The sequence below is a fragment of the Acidovorax sp. JHL-9 genome (assembly GCF_000426205.1).
Lineage (GTDB): Bacteria > Pseudomonadota > Gammaproteobacteria > Burkholderiales > Burkholderiaceae_C > Acidovorax > Acidovorax soli.
This window is the reverse complement of the sequence record NZ_AUEX01000029.1, coordinates 15770-36704: the sequence shown is the minus strand read 5'-3', so window position 1 is coordinate 36704 and position 20935 is coordinate 15770. Positions and strand designations below refer to the sequence as shown.

At 62.6% G+C, this 20935-nt stretch carries 20 protein-coding genes and 3 pseudogenes; 4 read left to right on the top strand and 19 right to left on the bottom strand.

The annotated features are described in order from the left end of the window. Position 1: 1 nt before the first annotated feature. Genes K225_RS0116025 through K225_RS0115990 form a run of 8 tightly spaced genes read right to left on the bottom strand, consistent with a single transcriptional unit; the run spans position 2 to position 6393 of the window. Positions 2 to 793 (bottom strand): enoyl-CoA hydratase/isomerase family protein, encoded by a 792-nt coding sequence (locus tag K225_RS0116025; protein WP_026437350.1) that lies wholly within the window; start codon positions 791 to 793, stop codon positions 2 to 4. 37 nt (positions 794 to 830) lie between these two features. After that, the gene (locus K225_RS0116020; protein ID WP_026437349.1) at positions 831 to 1811 is read right to left on the bottom strand and encodes an alpha-ketoacid dehydrogenase subunit beta; all 981 of its coding nucleotides are present in this window, start codon (positions 1809 to 1811) and stop codon (positions 831 to 833) included. Beyond that, positions 1795 to 2808, bottom strand: coding sequence for a thiamine pyrophosphate-dependent dehydrogenase E1 component subunit alpha (locus tag K225_RS0116015; RefSeq protein WP_026437348.1), 1014 nt, complete (start codon positions 2806 to 2808; stop codon positions 1795 to 1797). Before K225_RS0116015 ends, K225_RS0116020 begins: the two co-directional genes overlap by 17 nt. 54 nt (positions 2809 to 2862) lie before the next feature. After that, positions 2863 to 3243, bottom strand: coding sequence for a MaoC family dehydratase (locus tag K225_RS21015; protein WP_034713050.1), 381 nt, complete (start codon positions 3241 to 3243; stop codon positions 2863 to 2865). 14 nt (positions 3244 to 3257) lie between these two features. Continuing rightward, a complete protein-coding gene (locus K225_RS0116005) occupies positions 3258 to 3665 on the bottom strand; it encodes a hypothetical protein (RefSeq protein ID WP_026437347.1) in 408 nt (135 codons plus the stop codon). Next, positions 3662 to 4081, bottom strand: a complete 420-nt coding sequence (locus K225_RS0116000) for a Zn-ribbon domain-containing OB-fold protein (RefSeq protein ID WP_026437346.1) — start codon at positions 4079 to 4081, stop codon at positions 3662 to 3664. Before K225_RS0116000 ends, K225_RS0116005 begins: the two co-directional genes overlap by 4 nt. Before the next feature lies 1 nt (position 4082). After that, entirely contained in the window at positions 4083 to 5234 is a 1152-nt protein-coding gene (locus tag K225_RS0115995; RefSeq protein WP_026437345.1) for a thiolase family protein, read from the bottom strand. 10 nt (positions 5235 to 5244) lie between these two features. Continuing rightward, positions 5245 to 6393, bottom strand: a complete 1149-nt coding sequence (locus K225_RS0115990; RefSeq protein WP_034713047.1) for an acyl-CoA dehydrogenase family protein — start codon at positions 6391 to 6393, stop codon at positions 5245 to 5247. Positions 6394 to 6539: 146 nt separating this feature from the next. Between K225_RS0115990 and K225_RS0115985 the strand changes: the two genes are divergently transcribed. After that, positions 6540 to 8651, top strand: a complete 2112-nt coding sequence (locus K225_RS0115985; protein WP_026437343.1) for an acetate--CoA ligase family protein — start codon at positions 6540 to 6542, stop codon at positions 8649 to 8651. A gap of 143 nt (positions 8652 to 8794) precedes the next feature. Beyond that, a complete protein-coding gene (locus tag K225_RS0115980) occupies positions 8795 to 9589 on the top strand; it encodes an IclR family transcriptional regulator (RefSeq protein ID WP_026437342.1) in 795 nt (264 codons plus the stop codon). Between the two features lie 124 nt (positions 9590 to 9713). On the opposite strand, the pseudogene K225_RS21010 reads toward K225_RS0115980, so the two are convergent. The 10 genes and pseudogenes from K225_RS21010 to K225_RS0115930 form a co-directional block, all read right to left on the bottom strand. Further along, positions 9714 to 10169: pseudogene (locus K225_RS21010) on the bottom strand (transposase); the annotation flags it as partial. 26 nt (positions 10170 to 10195) lie between these two features. Beyond that, a pseudogene (locus tag K225_RS0115970) lies at positions 10196 to 10414 on the bottom strand (IS110 family transposase); the annotation flags it as partial. 267 nt (positions 10415 to 10681) lie between these two features. Continuing rightward, a complete protein-coding gene (locus K225_RS0115965; protein WP_051249018.1) occupies positions 10682 to 11215 on the bottom strand; it encodes a helix-turn-helix domain-containing protein in 534 nt (177 codons plus the stop codon). Positions 11216 to 11299: 84 nt separating this feature from the next. Then, a complete protein-coding gene (locus tag K225_RS0115960; protein ID WP_026437339.1) occupies positions 11300 to 12586 on the bottom strand; it encodes a M20 family metallo-hydrolase in 1287 nt (428 codons plus the stop codon). An 18-nt stretch (positions 12587 to 12604) separates the two neighbouring features. Further along, positions 12605 to 13885, bottom strand: coding sequence for an amidase (locus K225_RS0115955; protein WP_026437338.1), 1281 nt, complete (start codon positions 13883 to 13885; stop codon positions 12605 to 12607). 15 nt (positions 13886 to 13900) lie between these two features. Then, complete coding sequence (locus tag K225_RS0115950) at positions 13901 to 14608, bottom strand: ABC transporter ATP-binding protein (RefSeq protein ID WP_026437337.1); 708 nt, start codon at positions 14606 to 14608, stop codon at positions 13901 to 13903. Next, positions 14605 to 15393, bottom strand: a complete 789-nt coding sequence (locus K225_RS0115945; RefSeq protein ID WP_026437336.1) for an ABC transporter ATP-binding protein — start codon at positions 15391 to 15393, stop codon at positions 14605 to 14607. The genes K225_RS0115950 and K225_RS0115945 overlap by 4 nt, the downstream gene beginning before the upstream one ends. Next, positions 15390 to 16520: a branched-chain amino acid ABC transporter permease gene (locus tag K225_RS0115940; RefSeq protein ID WP_034713043.1), complete on the bottom strand. Its 1131-nt coding sequence runs from the start codon at positions 16518 to 16520 to the stop codon at positions 15390 to 15392. Before K225_RS0115940 ends, K225_RS0115945 begins: the two co-directional genes overlap by 4 nt. Before the next feature lie 31 nt (positions 16521 to 16551). Continuing rightward, positions 16552 to 17481 (bottom strand): branched-chain amino acid ABC transporter permease, encoded by a 930-nt coding sequence (locus tag K225_RS0115935; protein WP_026437334.1) that lies wholly within the window; start codon positions 17479 to 17481, stop codon positions 16552 to 16554. Positions 17482 to 17532: 51 nt separating this feature from the next. Next, positions 17533 to 18675, bottom strand: a complete 1143-nt coding sequence (locus K225_RS0115930; protein ID WP_369794871.1) for a branched-chain amino acid ABC transporter substrate-binding protein — start codon at positions 18673 to 18675, stop codon at positions 17533 to 17535. 531 nt (positions 18676 to 19206) lie between these two features. On the opposite strand from K225_RS0115930, the pseudogene K225_RS22835 reads away from it, so the two are divergent. Continuing rightward, positions 19207 to 19419: pseudogene (locus K225_RS22835) on the top strand (hypothetical protein); the annotation flags it as partial. Positions 19420 to 19492: 73 nt separating this feature from the next. Then, positions 19493 to 19741, top strand: a complete 249-nt coding sequence (locus K225_RS22830) for an ATP-binding protein (protein ID WP_369794870.1) — start codon at positions 19493 to 19495, stop codon at positions 19739 to 19741. 111 nt (positions 19742 to 19852) lie between these two features. On the opposite strand, the gene K225_RS0115915 is transcribed toward K225_RS22830, so the two are convergent. Continuing rightward, entirely contained in the window at positions 19853 to 20692 is an 840-nt protein-coding gene (locus K225_RS0115915) for a class I SAM-dependent methyltransferase (protein WP_238323251.1), read from the bottom strand. Between the last annotated feature and the right edge of the window lie 243 nt (positions 20693 to 20935).

Here is a 20935-nt window from a genome sequence, read left to right as displayed (position 1 = left end):
CTTACCTTCCGGTGAATTGCGCCTTGCGCTTTTCCAGGAAGGCGCTGCAGCCTTCGTGGGCGTCCTGGCTGTCGAGTACCAGGCCGATGATGGCCTGCTCGTGCGCCAGCGCCGCGCCCAGCGGCATTTCCGCGCCATCGCGCAGGGCACGCTTGAGCAGCTTGAGCGTCAGCGGCGACTTCTGCGCAATCTGCTGGGCCAGGGCCATGGCCTCGTCCAGCAGCGTCTCGCGAGGCACGGTGCGGTTGCACAGGCCAAGGTCAACGGCCTCGGCGGCCGTGATCTGGTTGCCGGTGAACATCAGCTCCTTGGCGCGGCACAGCGGCACTTGGCGGATGATGCGCTGCGAGCCGCCGGCGCCCGGGAACAGGCCCAGGTTGATCTCGGGCAGGCCCAGCTTGGCCTCTTCGGCCACCAGGCGGATGTCCAGCGTCAGCAGCAGCTCGGTGCCGCCCCCCAGCGCCCAGCCGTTGATGGCGCCGATGGTGGGCTTGTCGGAAATTTCGAAGCGGCGGAACACGCGGTGGATCACCTCCGCGAACTCCTCATAGTGCTGCAGGCCCTGGCGGCTTTTCAGGTCGGCAATATCGCCGCCGGCCACAAAGGCCTTGTCGCCGGCGCCGGTGATGACGATCACGCGCACGCTGTCATCGCGCTCCAGATCTGTCAGCGCGGCCTCCAGCGCCAGCAGCGTGGGCGTGTTCAGGGCATTGAGGGTTTTCGGCCGGTTGATGGTCAGCACACCCACGGCGCCCTGGCGTTCGCACAGGATGGGGTTCAGTTCTTCGGACATTTGGAATCTCCTTCAGTCGTTGTTTCAGGCGGCTCGCTCAGGCCAGCGTCTTGCGCACGGCGTCGATCACACGCTCCACGGTGACCACGTAGCCCTTCTCCAGCGAGCTGGCGAACGGGGCGGGCATGAAGGGCGCGGCCACGCGCAGCACGGGGGCGTCCAGCTCGTCAAAGCCTTCGTCGGCGATGGTGGCCACGATCTCCGCGCCCACGCCGAAGGACTGCACGGCCTCGTGCACCACCACGGCGCGGTGGGTGCGCGACAGCGACGCCAGCACCGTGGCCTTGTCCCAGGGCTGGAGGGAGCGCAAATCCACCACCTCCGCCTCCACCCCTTGCTTGGCCAGTTCATCGGCCGCCTGCAGGCACACCGAAACCGTGGCGCCATAGGTCACCAGCGTCACGTCGCGGCCCGCGCGAGCAATGCGGGCGGTGCCGATGCGGTCGGCTTGCGTGGTGTCCACCGGGCCCTTGGTGGCATACATGGCCTTGTGCTCGATGAACATCACCGGGTCCGGATCGGCAATGGCCGCACGCAGCAGGCTGTAGGCGTCCTGCGGATTGGAGGGACATACCACCTTCAGGCCCGGAATATGGGCCAGCCAGGCCTCCAGGCACTGCGAGTGCTGGGGGCCGGCCGACAGGCCACCGCCGTGGGGCGTGCGCAGCACCATGGGCACCGAGCCCTGGCCGCCGAACATGTAGCGGGCCTTGGCCGCCTGGTTGACCAGGGCATCCATGGACAGGGTGATGAAGTCCATGAACATGATCTCGACCACAGGCTTGAGGCCGGTCAGGGCCATGCCCACGGCCGCCGAGGTGATGGACGATTCGGAAATCGGCGTGTCGATCACACGCTGGGCGCCGAAGGCATCGAGCAGGCCGCGCGTGGCCTTGAACGACCCGCCGGCATTCGCCACGTCCTCGCCCAGCACCACGACGCTGGGGTCCTGCTCCATGCTGTCGCGCAGGGCCTGCGTGACAGCGTTCACGTAACGCATTTCAGTGGTGCTGCTCATGCGCGGCCTCCTGCGCGGTCTGGGTGTAAACGTCCTGAATGGCGCGCTCCAAGCTCGGCAGCGCATCAGCGCGTGCCGCTTCCACGGCCGCCTCCACCTCGGCCGCAATGGCCTGGTCGATGGCGGCGGTGTCCACGCCCTCGGCATGCAACTGGGCACGCGCGGCGGTCAGTGGGTCGTGCCCATGCACGGACTCCAGCTCGCCGGCATCGCGGTACTTTTGCGCATCGCCCTCGAAGTGGCCACGCACGCGGGTGGTCATGCACTCCAGCACGAAGGGGCCGTTGCCCGCACGCAGCTGGGCGGTGGCCTGCGCAGCGGCATCGGCCACGGCCAGCACGTTGTTGCCGTCCGCCTTGGCGTAGCTGACGCCAAAGGCGGCGGCTAGCTTCTCCAGCTGCGCCGCAAACTGGCGCGACGTGGGCGAGAACTCGGACCAGCCGTTGTTCTCGCAGACCAGCAGCAGCGGGCATTTCCACAGGGCGGCCATGTTCAGCGTCTCGTGCAGCACGCCCTCGGCCATGGCGCCATCGCCAAAGAAGGCCACGGCCACGCCGCCGGTCTTGCGCGCCTGGTGCGCCATGGCGCTGCCCAGGGCAATCGGGATACCGGCACCGACGATGCCGTTGGCCCCCAGGATGCCCAGGCTCAGGTCCGCCACATGCATGGAGCCGCCGCGCCCCTTGCACAGGCCACCTTCGCGGCCCATGATTTCCTTCATGAAGCCCGTCACGTCCATGCCGCGTGCCAGCACATGGCCATGGCCGCGGTGGGTGGTGGCCAGGGAGTCCTGGGGCAGCAGGGCGCTGGCGATGCCGGCGGCCACGGCCTCCTGGCCAATGCTCAGGTGGATGAAGCCTGGCACTTCACTGTTGGCAAACAGGCGGGTCAGCGCGGTCTCCACCTGGCGTATCAGGCTCATGGTGCGGTAGAGCGCGGTCAACCCTTCGACCGTCCCTGTGTCTTGTTTGCGGGATTTCACGGGATTTCTCTCCATAGGCTCGGGTGAGGTGGCATGCGGATCGACTGTGAGAGCAGCCCTTGCCTGGAATCAGCAAGAGGGGGTGGAAGCCAGGCCCACGATCCGGTCCGTTCCGTCCTGGCCACGCACCCAGACATTCCATTGCCCCGCAACACCGCTCACTGCCTCGCCACCGGCGGTGAGCTGGTCGCCGATGTACACGGGCTTCACGAAGCGGATGTCCAGCTGCATCGTCTCCAGCGCCTGCGCCGGAAAGCTGCTGCCCAGGCATTGCCACAGCAGGCACAGCGACATGGTTCCATGGGCAATGGGGCGCCCCATGGGGGTTCTGGCAGCGAATTCCGCATCCAGGTGGATGGGATTGAAATCATCCGTCAGCTCGGCATACGCGGCAATCGTGGCCTGCGTGACCGCGAGGCTGGTACTGTGCAAAGTAATGGGGGATTGCATGGTGGACTCCTTGCTTATGCAGCCCAGATGAGCGAAATGCGGCCCTCGAACAATGCGCGGCCGCCATCCCCGGTGGCCCGCACACCCAGGTCCACATAACGGCGTTCACGCCGGATCTCCTTGCCCTCGCAGGCCACGGCAATGCGCATGGATTCGCCCAGGCGTGGCAAGGCGTGCATCTGCAACTGCTGCCTGGCATGTACGTTGCCGGGAGGCCGCGGTGCCACCACATGCAGGTAGGCACGCATCATGGCCACCACGGCCATGCTAGCGGCCTCGGGCGCGGCATTGGCGCCTTCCAGCGCGCTGGAGCCAAAGATGGACTGCCAGCGCCCAGCCTGCTGCGCGTCATAGACTTCCTCGTATTCGCCCATCGGCACGCCGGGTTGGAAGTCGTCAAAGAGGATCGGATCGACCTTCATGCAGACACCTCCTGAACCGCTTCGACCACGGGGAGAACCATGCCATGCACCTCCTGGAATCCGATGCGCACGCGCGCGCCGATCTCCAGGTCCTCACGGCCTTGTGGCAGGGCGTTGGCCATGACGCGGAAGCCCACGTCCATGTCCACGATGGCGATCACGTAGGGCACCATGTCCTTGAAGGCCGGCAAGGGCGCCCGGTACACGGTGGTGAATGTCAGCACGGTGCCGGTGCGTTGCGAGACTTGCCAATCGAGCCGACTGCCATGGCATTGCTCGCACAGGCTGCGCGGAATAAGCTGCACATGGCCACAATCGGCACAGCGTTGGTAGCGCAGTTCGCCGGCGGCGGCACCCTCCCAGTAGGGCCGGGTGTAAGCATTGGGACGGGGCAAGGGGTAAGCGGCTGTCGTCATCTCAGGCTCCCAGGACCAAGGAACAGTGCGCGGACAGAATGCCGCCGTCACCGTGTACGAAGGCCAGCTTCGCGTTCTGCACCTGGCGGGCATCGGCGCTGCCGCGCAGCTGGTGCACCGCCTCTACGGCATGGAACATGCCGCCGGCCGCGCCGGAGTGCGCGTACGACATCAGCCCCCCGTGCGTGTTGCAAGGCAGCTTGCCGCCCAGGCCCAGTTCGCCGGCCGCGGCCGCGACACCGGCCTGGCCGCGCTCGAAGAAGCCTATGGATTCCAGTTCCACCGCCAGCGTGATGGTGAAGGAGTCATAGATCTGCGCCACGTCGATATCGCCCGGCGTCACACCGGCGCGGGCGAAGGCCATGGCCGAGGAGGTCTTGCAGCCGAAGTCCACCAGGCTGGGCGCGGCCACGATGTGCTCATGGGTGTGCCCCTGGCCGGCGCCGAGAATCTCGATGGCCTGGCCCTTGGTGTCGCGGGCCGCGGCGCGGCTGCTGACCACCAGGGCCGCGCCGCCATCGGAGATCAGGCAGCAGTCCAGCATGTGCAGCGGGTCGGCGATCATCTTGGAGCTCAGCACCTGATCCACGGTGATGGGATCGCGCTTGTGGGCCTTGGGGTGGCGACCCGCATGGCGGCGGTGCTCCACGGCGATCGCCGCGAGTTGCTCGGACGTCACGCCATACTGGTGCATGTAGTGCTTGGCCACCAGGGCGTAGGAAGCCGGCACGCTAATGCCGAACGGCCGCTCGAACTGGGGATGGCCGACCTCGGACAATGCCGCCACGGCACCGTCGCGCGACATGCCGGTCAGGCGGTTGTCGCCGGTGACCACCAGCACATGCTCGCACTGGCCGCTGGCCACCAGGGCCGCAGCCTGCATGATCATGATGCAGGCGCTGGCACCGCCGGCCTGGATCGCCAGGCAGGTACCGGGATGGATGCCCAGGTATTCACAGAACACCGAGGCCAGCATCAGGTGCGGCTCGGTGAACGAATAGGCGCACAGCACGCCGTCGATGTCGGAAAGCTGGAGGCCGGCGTCGGCCACCGCGCCCATCGCCGCTTCGGCATGCAGGGCCATGCAACTGCTGCCGGGCAGCTCGCCGACGGCCGTGTCGTAGGCGCCCGTGATGAATGCATTCATGGTCATCGCTGCCACCTCAGGGCTTGAAGCCCAGGTCGCGCGCGATGATGTTGCGCTGGATGTCGCTGGTGCCCTCGCCGATCACATAGACGAAGGCATCGCGGTGGATGCGGCCCACGGGGTACTCGCGCATGATGCCGGCGCCGCCATGGATGCGGATGGCCTGTTCGCTGACCTTCAGCGCCGTTTCGGTGGCGATCAGCTTGACCTTGGCGGCAGTGGCTGCGTCCAGGCGGTTCTGATCCACCAGCCAGGCGCCGTAGTACACCAGCCACTTGGCCGCTTCAATGTCGGCCGCCATGTCGGCCAGCTTGTGGGCCACGGCCTGGTAGTCGCCGATGCGCTTGCCCGCCACGATGCGGTCGTCGGCAAATGCCTTGGCGGCATCGAAGGCGGCGCGGGCCATGCCCAGGGCGTTGGCGGCCACGCCCACGCGGTTCTCGCTCAGGCATTCCAGCAGCAGCGGGTAGGTGCCGGTCTGCTCGCCCAGCAGGCAGTCGTCGGGCACAAAGGCGTCTTCGATGTGGATCAGCGCGGTCTCGGAGCCACGGATACCCTCTTTCTTGAGCTTGTGGATGTCGAAACCCCTGTGCGGCAGTTCGACGATGAACAGGCTGATGGCATCGGGCTTGAGTTCGGGCGAGGTGCGTGCCGCCACCATCAGGAAGTCGGCGATCGGCGCATTGGTGATGTAGAGCTTGCTGCCGCTGAGCCGCCAGCCGCCCTCCACCTTCTCAGCCTTGGTCTTCATGGCGCGAATATTGGAGCCGCCATCGGGCTCGGAAAGCGCAAAGCCGGCGATCTTGTCGCCCGCCAGCGCCGGCTTGAAAAAACGCTCCTTCTGGCCTGCGGTGCCAATCTTCCAGATGGGCCAGATGGACAGATGGGTCTGTGCCGACCAGCTGGTGGCGAAGGCCTGGCTCATATAGCTGAGCTCTTCGCGCACGATGCAGTCGCTGACCTTGTCCATGTCGCTGCCACCGTCTGCTGCGGGATAGCGCACCCCCAGCAAACCCAGCTCGCCCCAGCGCTTGAACACATGCTTGGGGAAGTGCTCGTTTTCTTCCGCCTCCTCCACCAGCGCAGCAAGTTCTTCACGGCACAGGCGACGCACCGTGTCGCGCACGGCTTCGTGTTCGGGTGAAAAAGAGAAATTCAGGCTCATACGCTTCGATAAAAAACTTCTTAATAGAGAATGTAATTCGATCAAGTTAACAAAAATCTAGGTGTTTTCCCTTAGATAAGCGCAGAACAATTCATTATTTAATTCTCAAAAAACATTTTTATTCTTTATATAGAATTTAAAACGCAATGTTTCATGCCAACCAAAATGTTTCCGTCGGTCGCTCGCATCGCCTGGAGGCCCTGCTCAACGCGCGCAGCGTGGCGGTCATCGGCGCCAGTGCCGACCCCGCAAAGATCTCCGGCCGCCCCATCGCCTACATGCACGCCCGTGGCTACACCGGGGCCATCTACCCGGTGAATCCCGGCCGCGAAGAGGTGCAGGGCCTGCGCTGCTATCCCAGCATTGCAGCCATCGGCCAGCCCGTGGATCTGGCCATCATCGGCACGGCCGCCGCGCATGTGGAGGGCGCCATCTGCGAAGGCATTGCCGCCGGCGTGAAGGCCTTCGTGGTGTTTTCGTCCGGCTTTGCCGAGCTGGACGAAGCCGGACGCGCCTTGCAAGGGCGTCTCACCGCGTTGGCCAAAGCGCACAACGTTGCCATCGTCGGCCCCAACTGCCTGGGCATCGCCAACTGCCGCTCCGGCCTGCTGGCCACCTTCACCACGGCGCTGGAACGCCATGCGCTGCAGCCAGGGGGCTTTTCGTTCGTCAGCCAAAGCGGCGCACTGGGCGCCTACTGGATGGACATCGTGCTGCGCAGCGGCGTCGGCTTCAGCCAGTGGGTGACCACGGGCAATGAATGCGACGTGGACGCGGCCGAAGCCATTGACTTCCTGGTCGCTGACCCCGATACCCGGGTGATTGGCCTGTATATCGAGGACATCCGCCGCATCGGCGCCTTCCGTGCGGCGCTGGACCGGGCCGCCCGCGCCGGCAAGCCCGTGATTGCCATCAAGGCCGGCAGCTCCAGCGCCGGAGCCGCTGCAGCGGCCTCCCACACCGGCGCGCTGGCCGGCAACGATGCCCTGTATGAAGCGTGCCTGCAGCAGCACGGTGCGCTGCGCGTGCGCAGCCTCACCGAAATGATGGATGCAGCCCGCTTGCTGCTGCACGACGCCGCGCCCGTGGGACCACGCCTGGCGGTGATGACCGTATCGGGCGGCGCCGGGGTATTGATCGCCGACGCCAGCGAGCCCCTGGGCCTGCAGCTGCCCGCGCTCAAGCCCGAGGTGGCGCAGGCGCTGGTGCCGGTGCTCCCAAGCTTTGTGCACCCCAGCAATCCGCTGGACATCACCGGCAACGTGCTGCAGGACACGCCGATGATCGGCCGCGCCATGCAGGCGCTGGCCACCGACACCGAGACCCACGCCATCGTGCTGTTCATCGGCATGATGCACAGCATCGCGGACGCCTTTGTACAGGCGTTGTCTCAGGCGCGCGCCCACGTGCACTGCCCCATCATCGTGGTCTGGGTCGGCGCCATGGACAGCAGCATCCACGCCCTGGAAGCGGCCGGCATTCCGGTGTTCCTCGACATCCCCCAGGCCATGCAAGCCGTGGCCCGCTGCCTGCAGATGCAGCGCACCCGCGCGCAGATCATCCAGCGCCCAGAGGCCCTGGCAGCGGCCCCGGTGGCCGACAGCGGCCAATCGCTGCGGACACTGTCCGAATGGGATGGCAAGCAGTTGCTCGCCCGCCAGCACAGCGTGCAAATCCCCGCGGGCTGGCTGCTGCAGGCCGGCGCTGCACTCCCCGCCGGCCTGCCCTACCCGGTCGTCGCCAAGCTGCAGTCGGACCAACTGCTGCACAAAAGCGATGCAGGCGGCGTGGTGCTGCGCATCCAGAACGATCCATCGCTGCAGGAAGCCATGGCACGCCTGCAGAAGGTGGGCACCGGGCTCGGCATCCCGGTGCAGGGCATCCTGGTGGAGCAGATGCTGCCCTTCGACCATGAGCTGCTGCTGGGCCTGCGCCGCGACCCGCGCTTCGGTCCGGTACTGACCCTGGCGCGCGGCGGCATCGAAGCCGAGCTGGACCCCGACGTGGTCAACCTGCTGTTGCCCGCCAACGCCGACGACATTGCACAAATGCTCGGCCGCCTGCGCTGCTTCAGGCTGCTGCAGGGCTTTCGCGGCAAGCCCGGAGCCGACATACCCGCAGTGGCACGCCGCATTGCGGATCTGAGCGAGTGGTTTTTGCAGCAACCGCTGCGTGAGCTGGAAATCAACCCGCTGGTCATCCAGGGCAGCCAGGTGTGGGCACTGGACGCCCTGATCACGCCTTTGGCGATGGATTGAACACCCGAGCACAACCACGAGAAGCCTCATCGCCGCATTGATAATATTTGCCGCTTCTTCCCGCAGTCCCAAGTCGGCCGTTGAGAACCTCCCAACCCATGTACCAGCGCATGGGGCCGCTTTTTTATCGGATGTCCCCTTACATGACTGATGCACCTCTCCCCGAAAAATTGGTGGGGGCTCTGAGTTCTGGCCTCAAGGTTCTTCGTTACCTCGCCAAGTCTCCCAACCCCGTGGGAGTTACGCGCATTGCCAAGGATCTGGATCTCAATGCCAGCACCTGCTTCAATCTGCTCAAGACCCTGGTCCATGAGCGGCTGGTGACATTCGACGAGTCCACCAAAACCTACAGCATGGGCCTGGGGCTGGTGGAGTTGGCGAAGGGGACCCTGGAGAAGGCCTCTTATGCGCGCATGATGCGCCCGCACCTGCAGGAGCTTGCCAGCCGCCACAACATCACCACGACCTTGTGGCAGGTCGCGCGTGATGACCGCGTGGTGCTCGTCGATCTGGCGGAAAGTAACTCCGCGTTGCGTGTCCACATGAGCATCGGCCAACGCCTGCCGATGTACATCGCCGCCCTAGGCCGCTGCATGGCCGCGCATTCCGGCCTGAGCACCCTGGAAATACGGCGCAAGGTCAGCGAGCTGCGCTGGGAGGATGGCCCCAGCTTCGAAACCTATATGAGCGAGGTGGAGCAGGTCCGCCAGCATGGCTATGCCGTTGACCATGGCAACTATGTCAGGGGCGTGATCACTGTTTCGTCGCCCATCCTAGATAGCCAGCGCCGCCCCCTGATGGCGGTAAGCGCGGTCGGTTTCAGCACACAGTTTTCACAAAACTCCCTGCAGGCGCTTTGCGAAGACCTGCGTGAACGCTGTCGCGAGGCAACCCTTGCCGTCTCTGGAGGGGTCGTTCAAAAGCTTTGGGGAAATTAAGGCTGCACTGAACAGCGCCATCGAAATTTTTCACGCAAACCTGGAGATGCTGTTTTTGAACTTTGAGGCCTCTCGAGCAGCCGATTCGGGCCGTTCGCGAGGCCTTGAGACCCGATTTCCGCCCTTACGGGCGCATCTGCCCCTGCAGGCGCCCTCGGCACAGGTAGATACTGGCCAAAGCCAGGGCCGTGAATGCGCGCGTGGCGTTCTTCTGTCGCCCGCGGTAGCGCACCTTGGCAAGCCCCCACGGGCGCTTGACCACCGCAAGAACATGCTCGACCCGGGCACGTACCCGTGGCTTGTTGCGGTTCTTGGCCCGCTGAACTTCGTCCACCTCGCTGGCACGGTGCGTGCGCTGGTTGGTAAAACCATTCGCCCTGGGTGCCTTGCTCGCTATCAGTGCTTTCTGGCGGGTATAGGCCGAGTCGCCATAGATGCGCCGTTCGTTGCCGTGCAGCAAATCAGGCAGCGGGTGTTTGTCATGTACGTTGGCCGCCGTGACTACCGCACTGTGGGTCAGCACGGTTTGGCTATCCACACCAATGTGCAGCTTCATACCGAAATACCATGCATGGACGCCCCCCCCCGGTTTGCCAAGCTTTCAGTTCACGACGGTTCGCTGCGATACATGCGATCTTTCGCAAGCAAGGCCCATACGACGCGAGCGTTTTGGTTGGCAAGCGCCACCTCAGCGACGTTCGGCTTTCGTCGCTGCAGCAATTTCCCCAGCCAGCTGCCTTCCCTCATGGTCTTGCGTTGGGCAGCCAGAATCGCTGGCCGTGCACCATGGATCAGCAGCGTTCGCAGGCAGGTATCGCCACGCTTGCGGGCCTTGGGATCGTGCGGCGCCATTTCATCGCCCAGCCCGGGACACCAGTGCCGCCATGTTCCTGAGGCATTCATTGCGCCGCGTGTATTTGCGGGATGGTTAACACCCGGCTGCATGTCGGCTGCCGTGGCGAGGGCCTGCTGTTTCAGGCCCTGTAATTTACCCAGGTGGCAGGTGCAGCGGGGACTTTTGCAACATCGCCTGAGGTTTGCGTAGAAATCGTGATCGCGCGGGCCTGGTGGATGTGATGCGCCACTGCGTCTTCAAAATGTCGCTGGTGAATTCACCCACAAGATACGCGCCAAGCCAGTGCCCACATTGGAATAACCGTGCGGAACCTGGCTGGAAAATGTGAACACGTCTCCCGCATGCACAACAAAACGCTCATCGGCGAGTTGCAACTCCACCGATCCTTCCAGTACGTAACCCATTTCTTCGCCCATGTGCTCGATCTGTCCGTCACTGCTTTGACCGGGCTCCATGATGTGGATGTTGGCCTGCAATAAGCCACCCCGTTGGGGCAACACCAACCGTTCGAGTGCTATACCCCCAGTGCGAATCACAGGGCGTGCACCGACCCGAAATATCGGACCGGCGTTGGGTGTCCCCTCTGAGGTCAGCGCTGCGATATTGGTGTCCAGCGCCACTGCCAGCCGGTGCAGCATCGCCAGCGATGGAGTGGCAAAGCCACGCTCAATCTTGGAAATCAGGCTCTCGGAGCATTCGGCTTTGCGCGCGAGTTCCATCAGCGTGTAGCCGGCCACCAACCGTGCATGTCGCAGTCGTGTACCCAACATGCTGGTGGGGCTGGGGCGGCCTTTCGATGGGACGGGTTGCACGGGATCGGTGCTGATCGTCACAGGGTCTCCATCCGGTTGTGGTTATGGTTCTTGATTTGCCAGAGCGGTCACAGTGTAGGCGAGTGCCTGCACGCCCAGGAGCAGATCACGCGGGTCAGTGGCTTCGGCCGCGTTGTGACTGATGCCCTTGATGCTAGGAACAAAGATCATCGCCGTGGGGCAATGGTCGGCAAGATACATCGCATCATGGAATGCACCCGAGGTGATGGACATCGGTGCGGGCAGACCTGCCTGCGTGCACGCACGTTCGGCCGCCGTCTGGATGAGGTCCAGAATGGGGCGTGGAAAATGGGTCGGCGCACGTTGGAAGAATCGCTCAAGAGACACCGCATCATTCGACTCGGCGGCCAGGCCACGCAGGAACGCTTCGAAACGGTCGAGCACGCTGTCGGTCAGGCAGCGCATGTCGACGGTGAAATCGACACGGCCTGGAATCGTGTTGACGGAATTGGGGACGACCTGCCAGCGGCCCAGCGTCAGGCGCAATTGGTTAGCTGCCTCCGCGGCAGCAAAGTCGTAGAGCTTCTGTGCCAACGCCACGGCGGCAGCCATGGCATCGCGGCGCTCATCCATGGGGGTGGTCCCAGCATGGGCCATTGACCCATGGCATGTGACGCTGAACCAGCGTACCGCCTGGATGCCCGTCACCACGCCCAGAGGAATGCCTGCCCGTTCCAGCACAGGGCCTTGTTCAATGTGGAGTTCGACGCAAGCAGACATTGGGCGTTGCATCGCGCAGCGCGGAACGTCGGGCGTGGAATCCAACGCAGCCTGCAATGCCTCGGAAAACCGTACCTTGTTCTGATCCACGGCATCCAGATAACCATCCAAGCTCGAAGGATTGACGAAGGCGCTGGAGCCCATGGCGCCGGGACCGAAGCGACTGCCTTCTTCGTTGGTCCAGGCTACGACCTCGATGGGTCGCAGGGTGGTGATGCCTGCGTCGTTGAGCGCGGCGATGACTTCAAAACCTGCCACCACGCCATACGCGCCATCCAGTTTGCCGCCTACGGGTTGGGTATCCCCGTGACTTCCAGTCAACACGGCAGGCAGATCATTGCGCTGACCAGGCCGGCGGAAAAACAGGTTGGCACAGTCGTCAACCATGACTTCGCACCCCAGGTCGCGGGCCTGGTCAATCAAGTAGCGGCGCGAGGCCAGATCAATGCCAGTGAGCGTCTCACGCGAAACGCCACCGTCCGCGCGGCCACCAAAGGTCGCCAACGAAGCGATGAATGCTTGCAAGCGCTCGTTGTTGATAGAGTCTTGGGCCAGCGCTGCGGCTGACGAAGAGAGTTGCTGGTTCACTATGGTTACCTGAAATTTTTATGCCAAGCTGCGTTCCAGCGCATGCGCGGCAGCGAGAACTTGGGCATCGTGGAAGGTCCGTCCTACCAGCGTGACGCCGATCGGCATCCCGTCCCGGCCGGTACCGACCGGGACATGAACGCATGGATTTCCCAGCAGGGACCACATACGGTTGAACACCGGGTCTCCCGTCGCTTGCAACCCGGCGGGCGCCGTGCCCTCGGTGCTGGGCGCAAGGATGACATCGAACGGCTCGAACATGGCATCCAGTGCATTGCGCGCCCGCCGGGCCTGGGCGAGCGCTGCAAAGAAGCGGTTTCCGTCAATGCCCCGGCCGTTGGCCAGTACGGCCGCGAAAGCCGGGCTGAAACGGTCTGCTGCCGTACGCAATTCGGGCGCGAAGGCTGCAGCAGCCTCGTAGCCCATGATATCGATTTGCGCGTCGTTCAGCGGTGCGAAATATGAGGGCAAGGCGATGTCGCCCAGGCGCGCGCCATTGCGCTCGAATAGGCGGCTCGCCGTTGCCATGGCCTGACGCGTGTCTTCACTCGCCCGATCCCAATACGGCGTTTGACACAGGCCTATACGCAGGCTGGCCGTTGGCTGGGGATCCAGCGGCAGGCGCGCCAGTATTCCTACGAAAAACGCGGCGTCGTCCACGGTGCGCGCTAGGGTGCCCACCGTGTCCAGACTGGGGGAAAGTGGTTTGATGCCAGCCAGTGGCAGGGTGCCGTGCGTGGGCTTGTAGCCCACGACCCCGCAATAGGCAGCAGGGCGGACGATCGAACCTGCCGTCTGTGTGCCAAACGCTACAGGCACCATGCCCGCCGCAACGGCGGCTGCGGATCCGCTTGACGACCCGCCTGGGGTTCGGAGGGCGGACACCGTACTGCGAGGATTGCGCGTGGGGCCAGGTTGGAACGTGGCAAATTCCGTCGTGACGGTCTTGCCCATGACGATGGCCCCCGCGCTCCGGGAAGCGGCCACACACCCCGCATCCACAGCAGGGCGATGTCCCGCATAGATGGGTGAGCCATAAGTGGTGGGCATATCGCTCGTATCCATCAGGTCTTTCACCCCGACAGGCAGGCCGTGAAGGGAACCGCTTGCCGTTCCTGAATCCAATGCGCGGGCCTGTGCCCGCACCTGTGCGGGGTCAAAGTGCTGCCACGCCCGGATGCCAGGCTCTATGGCGTCGATGCGCTCTATGAACGCTTCAACAGCGGCCAGTACCGGTATTTCACGGCGGGCAAGGCGGGTGACGAGTTCGCGTGCGGACCAGCGAAGACAGTCGCTCATTGCGTGCTCCAGGGTTCAGCCGAAGTAGGCCGCTCTCACTTCGTCGTTGGCAGCCAGCGCTTGGGCAGTGCCTTCGGCCATCACCCGGCCTTGCGACAGCACATAGCCATAGTGCGCGATGGCCAGCGTCTGCCGTGCGTTCTGCTCCACCAGCAGTACCGTCATGCCCATGGCGTTGATTTGCTTGATGACGTTGAAGTTTTCTTTCACGTACAGTGGTGATAGTCCCAGAGAAGGTTCATCGATCACCAGCAACTGGGGTTCGGCCATCAGTCCACGACCGATGGAAACCATGGCCTGCTCGCCGCCGGACATCGTACCCGCCAGCTGGATTGCACGTTCCTTGAGGCGCGGGAAAATGGTGTAGACCTTCTCCAGACGCTCGCGCACCAGGGCACGGTTCTTTTCCAAGAATGCACCGAGAGCGAGGTTTTCAGCCACCGTCATGCGCGGGAAGACCTTGCGACCTTCGGGGATGCATGAGATGCCGCCCGCCACGATCTTGTGTGTCTTTTCTCCTGCCAGGTCACGACCGTTCCACAGGATCTGACCCTGGCGCGGTGGGGTCAGACCCAGAATGGCGCGAATCAGGGTGCTTTTGCCGGCGCCGTTGGCGCCCAGAATGCAGGTGATCTTGCCGGGCGCGACCTCGATGGACACGTCGTGCAGCACGTTCACCTTGTCATAGCCCGTGGTCAAGCCTTTTACTGTCAGCGCGCTCATACGGTTTCCTCTCCCAGATAGGCAGTCTGCACGTTCGGATCGGATGTGATCTGCGCGTAGGTTCCCTCGGCGATTTTTTTGCCGTAGTTAAAAACGACGCAGCGGTCGGTGATGCGTTCGATCACATTCATCTCATGCTCGATCAGCACCACGGTCAGGTTGTTGAGCTTCCTGCGTACATCGAGGATGTCGCTCATCAGCGCATGTGTTTCATCGTGCGTCATGCCAGCCGATGGCTCGTCAAGCAGCAGCAGGCGCGGTTGACTCAACAAGGCACGGCACACTTCAATGCGGCGGCGGTCGATCATGGTGAAGGTTTCCACCGGCTCAAACATTCGCTCCACCAACGGCGGGCTGAAAATTTCGAGCAGGTCGCGGACCTTCTGCACGTAGGCGTCATACTCTGCACGGAACGCCTTGCGGCGGAACAGATTGAAGATCAGTCCGTGGTGCATGTGCTGGTAGTCACCGATGACGATGTTGTCAAACACCGTGAGGGGCAGCGACAGGCGTGAACGCTGGAATGTGCGGGCCACGCCGCTGCGGTAAATCTCCTGCGGTGTCTTTCCAAGGACGTTTTCACCCCTGTAGAGCGCGCTACCGCTGCTGGCTTTGTACAGTCCGGTCAGCACGTTGAAGAACGTGGTCTTACCCGAACCGTTGGGACCGAGCAGGCCCAGCACTTCCCCTTCAAAAATCGACATATTGAGGTTATCGAGTGCCGTGAGGCCACCGAAACGCATCGTCAGATCCTTGACTTCGACCAGTGTTTTCTTTGGGCTCATCGTGAGGTCTCCTGGCTGAAGAACAGGCGTGTCTTGCGCGGCAGCAGCCCGTCGGGGCGGAACAGGAGAATGACGATCACCAGCGCTGCATAGAACAGGAAGCGGTATTCCTGGATGAACTGCAGTTTTTCAGGCAGCACCAGCACAATCACGGCCGCCGGAATCAGACCCACGGCATTTCCCAGTCCACCCAGAATCACGATCGACAGCATGAGCAGCGAGTCGGAAAAGGTGAAGTTGTTCGGCGCAACAAAGCCCGTGAGCATGCCGTACACACTGCCGGCAATGCCAGCGAAGAAGTTGCCCATCATGAAAGCGATGACCTTCCAGCGCGCAATGTGCAGACCGAACGTGGCCGCCGCCGTCTCGTCGGTGCGCACCACGTCCATGCTCAGACCGATCCATGAGCGCTCCAGCGCCTTGACGATCAGGAAGATTCCGCTGCACACCACCAGGCTCAGCACGGCATAGCTCACATAGAACGATGCCTCATGACCGAAGATCGAGAAGGACTCATTGAGAGAGTGGCCGAACAACCTCATGCTCGGAACCTGCAAGCCCTGAGGCCCACCCAGCACGTCGTTCACTTCGATGAAGGTCTTGAAAAGGATGCCAAAGGCGATGGTCACCAACGCCGCATAGTGCCCGCGGGTGCGTAACACGGGGGTAATCAGCACCGAGCCGATGACTGCCGCAATCAGGCCGGAGATCACCACAATCAGCAGATGCGGGATACCCGTGTGCGTGGCCAGAACAGCAGTGGCATAGGCACCGATGCCGAAGAATGCCGCGCCCGCAAAATTGGCCACCCCCGAGAATCCGAACTGCAGCGTGAGGCCGAGGCCAGCCGTTGTGTAGAGCAGCACTGCGCAGATCATGAGCAGCACGAAATGCTGGTCATAGAACAGCGCGATCAGGGCGAGGGTGGAGCCCACCGCCCAGATTTGGGCCAGTCCAGGACGGCTGGAGCCTGCGGCTTCAATCTGTCCGGTGATCCCTGTCTTTCGTGCAATGACCACAGCGATCGCCGCCACGGCGAGCAGTATGGCGATACCGATCTGTGTTTCGGCATGCAGAAACAGCCACATGTAGAGAGTCAGTGCGATGCTGGTGAAGGCCAGCACCATGGCCGCGTTGCGTGTTGATCTGGTCATGGTGTTAAACCCGCTCGCTGGATTTTTCGGCGATAAGGCCGGTTGGTTTCCAGGCCATCAGAATGATGACCACCGCAAAAGCGAAGACGTCCTTGTATGCGCTCGGGATGTCGGGGATCAGCGCGGGGAGCGCCGCACTACCGAGCACCTGCAATGCCGCGAACAGGAAACCGCCGATGATGGCGCCATAGATGTTGCCCAGGCCACCCAGAATGGCCGCGGCAAAACCGATTACACCCAGCAGCAATCCGACGTTGAAGTTGATTTCGTTGTAATAAAGGCCGTTCATCACGCCAGCCAGTGCGGCCATGGCGGAGCCCAGCGCAAAGGTGAGCAGCACCACCGCTTCGAAGTTGATGCCCATGAGGCGAGCGGTTTCACCATCCTGCGCAACGGCACGAATGGCCATACCCAGACGGGAACGTGTGATGAGCAGATGCACGCCGACGATCACGGCGGCTCCGGTCACCAGAAGAATCAGGTTATCCACCCGCAGGGCGAAATTGCCCGATTCGATGACATCCGACGGCAGCAGACGTGGAAACGGCTTGGGATTGGATCCATCCGGATAAAAAAGGCGTACGGCTTCACGGATGACAGTGCCCAGCATCAGCGTGGCGAGCAACGTATTCAGTGGTGGCGCTTTGCGCAGCGGCAAGATCAAAAACTTGGCGATACCGGCGCCGAGCACGCCAGTCACGAAGATGGCACAACCGACCACGGCAACCAGCTGGAGCCATGGCGAGCTGATGTCTAGCATGGTCATGCCGATGGAGGCGGCCAGACCAGCGAAAGCACCGACCATAAGCACATCGCCGTGTGAAAACTTGATCACGTCCAATACGCCGAAGAACAGCGTAAAGCCAACGGCGACCATGGCATAGATCATGCCAAGCATCAGGCCGTTGAATATGTATTGCCCCAACTCGCTCATTGTGTTCCCCTGTCATGCTGCGGACAGCCAAGGCTGTCCGCAGCAGCCTCTTTACAGACCCGCCAATTTCTTCTTGCCGGTGGCATATGCGCTGTCTTCCCAGACAACCCATTTGCCGTTGTCCACCACGTACTTGGTCACGAGTGGCACAACGTTCTGACGGTGGTCGTCGAAGGTCACCTTGCCGATGATGGTGTCGACATCCTTGGTGGCGTTCAGCACGTCACGGACCTTCTTGCGGTCTGGGCCTACCTTTTCTACTGCGTCCATGATCAGGTTGGCTGCAGCGAAGGCGAACGGACCATAGGCCTCCGGTGGCTCGCTGTACTTTTGCTGTTGGTACTTCTCGGAAAAGAACTTGCCCCCCGGCAGCTTTTCCAGAGGTGCCCCTTCCAGGAAAGACAGCGAGCCTTCTGCAAGCTCTGCGCCAACACCCTGAACATAGGCATCGGACATGACGCCCGAGGTACCTTGGAACTGTGCCTTGATGCCCAGTTTGTCCATTTGCGTGCGGATGCGGACGCCCAGGGGAGTGAGGCCACCGAAGTAGATGACGTCTGGCTTCATTTCGCGGATTTTGGTGAGCTCCGTTGTGAAGTCCTGCTGGTCCGCCGTGACGCCAAAGGTGCTAATCACGGTGCCGCCGTTTTTCTTCAGGAATTCGCTGAAATACTTGTTGTGGCCCTTGCCGTAGTCAGTCGTGTCGTGGATCACGGCCCACTTCTTGTAGCCGAGGTTGGTGACGAACTTCGCAGCGACTTCGCTCTGGTTGATCATCGTGCCGTTGACACGGTGGACTTCCTTGAAGTCGTTGGCGTAGGTGATTTCAGGCAGCACGGCGCCCCAAACCACGGCTGGCATGCCGAAACGGTTGTAGACACCCACCGTGCCCATCGCCACGGCGGAGCAAAAATGCGTCACGCCCGCAACGATGTGGCGATCCGCCGCTACCTTGGTTGCAACCTGCACACCGACGTTGGGGCGGCACTCATCGTCCTGGGTCACCAACTGGTAGGTGTATTTCGATTTGGGGTCGGCGTTGCGGAGCTGGACCGCAAGATCGGCAGAGTTGCGACCACCCAATCCGATGGCAGATACGCCGCCCGTAAGGGGGCCCACGAATGCGATCTTGACGACATCCTTGGCGGCGACGGGAGCGCTGACCAAGATCATGCTGGCGGAGGCGGACAGCATAGCGGCCGCAATGACGGAATGTTTCATTTGCACCTTTCCCCTTCGAAGTAGTTACAGAATTTCATTCAAGTCAATTGATCTCATTTACATGTTTTGTGCATGTGATTCAAGTAACTTGAATTTTGATGAGCAAGCATCATGCCAGTGGAGGCTGCAACGATGAATGCTCGCAAACCCTGCGTTTCGCAGCGGGGTTGCACGGGGAAAACAGAGGGAAACGCGTTCCGTTGACGAGGCACAGGCTCTCAGAGCGCCAAAGAGGACTGGCCGCGACGATGAGCCATGTTTCATGGCGGTGCGTAAAGTTTCCCTGGGATGGTGCCACCGTGTTCAGCAAGAACTGCGAACATCGGATCACGCACGAAGCGATCATCGAGTTCTCCCCCCTTCCAACGTCTTTGAGAGGAATAACCCGCAATCTCCCACCCGGGAAAAACGGGAGTTAAAAATCTGGCAAGCGGTTGTTGAGCGTTTCGAGCACACCTGCGCGGCGAGCGTGATGGCGGCGGTGGACAAGGCGCTGCCAGCGCAGTGGATTGCTCAGGTGTTCCATGGACATCGCCGACGCCAATACCCGTGCAAGTTGTTGTCTTCGCGCAGGACCTGCGCTCAGCGGCCTACCAGTTCAAGGTGGCCAGGCTCCCGCGTACCGAGACCTGGCGGGCTTTGGCTTCCGCCACAGTGAGGTCAATGAAGCTCTGGTGCGAGTTGCTGAAGGATGCCAACCACGTGGTTCTCGTGGGAGGACCGGGCACGGGCAAGACCCACGTTGCCACAGCCCTGGGCAGTGCGGGCTATCGAGCGCCAGCACCGCCGCGTGCGATTCTTCTCCACGGTGGAGTTAGTGCATGCACTGGAGCAAGAGAAGGCCCAACGCCAGTCCGGACAGATTGCACACTGGCTCGCCTATGTGGACCTGGTGATCCTGGACGCGCTGGGCTATCAGCCATTCAGTGCGCCAGGAGGAGCCTTGCCGTTCCACTTGCGGTCCAAGTTGTACGAGCGCACCCCCTGTGGGTCGGGTTTGCGCGAAAATCAACAACGTGCAAATGCGGCGCATCGATGACCCTCTGCTGGTGTTCATCGCCACCGATCGTCGCCTGGAAGCCGACGCTCAACGTTCGGCTTCAGCCGCGCCCTCCGTCGGGCGTCTGCAGCACGCCGAAGTCAGCTGCCCTCACCGCCTGGCAACGATTTGCGCCAAGACAATCCGCGCCTCCTCGAGATTGCGCCGCTGGTTCTGGGCCATGGCCGGGAAATCCGGCCCGAGGAGCACATGAAAGCCGAGCGGTGCGACGCCCTCTTTACGAATCTTTTCGGCCAGCGCTGTGAACCATGCCCGTGCGGTATCGGTGGTGTCCAACCAAGCCTCGATCGCGAACCCGGCAGCTTCGAGAAGGCTGCGCAGTTCGTCCGGCGTCGCGAGAAAGCTCGCTTCAGGGGTGCGTGCCCAAGGCGTCGGAAAGAGCACGGGGCCGGATGGCCCGGCAAGAACGTCGTAGATCGCGAGCGTGCCGCCGGGTTTGAGGACGCGATACATCTCCTTGTAGAGCTGCGGCTTGTCCGGAATATTCATCGCAGCATGCTCTGTCCACACGATGTCAAACGAAGCATCCGGAAAGGGCAAACTCGTTGCATCGCCGTGGCGATAGTCGACGAGTTTGCCCAGGCCAGTGCGTTCGGAAAGCATTGCAGCTGCGCTGCAGTACTCCTCTGTCAGGTCGATGCCGGTGACGCGGCAGCCGAATTCCCGAGCAAGACAACGGGACGTCCCGCCAACGCCACTGCCGACATCGAGCACGCGTTTCGTGGCATCGACCTTCGCCGCCCGAGCAAGTTCGAGCGTTGCGGTCCGACCGCGAATGTGGAATTCATCGATGGGCGCCAAGTCTTCCGGCGTGAGCCGGTTCAAGTCTTTGCCTGCCCTTGCGAGCGCATCGAGGATGAGACCGCCCAGACCGGAACGGGTGTAGTGGGCCTGGACGGATTCGCTGACTTGCATCGGGGTTGCCATCATTCTCCCCTTCGTTGTGCTGCCATGGTTCCATCTTTCTAGCACGACCGCCGCTGCGGGGCAAGAAAGCACCTCTTCCCATCGCGCGGCTACGGCGATCGCTCGCAACTCATCGCCGGCCCTTGCTCGCTGCGCGCGGTGTCCGCTTGCCTTCCATTCAAAAGCAGACACCCGCAGTGGCACTGCAGTCCGCACCTTCGACCACCCCTGTCAGCGCTGTTGCCCATGATGGGCGCCGCCAAAAGC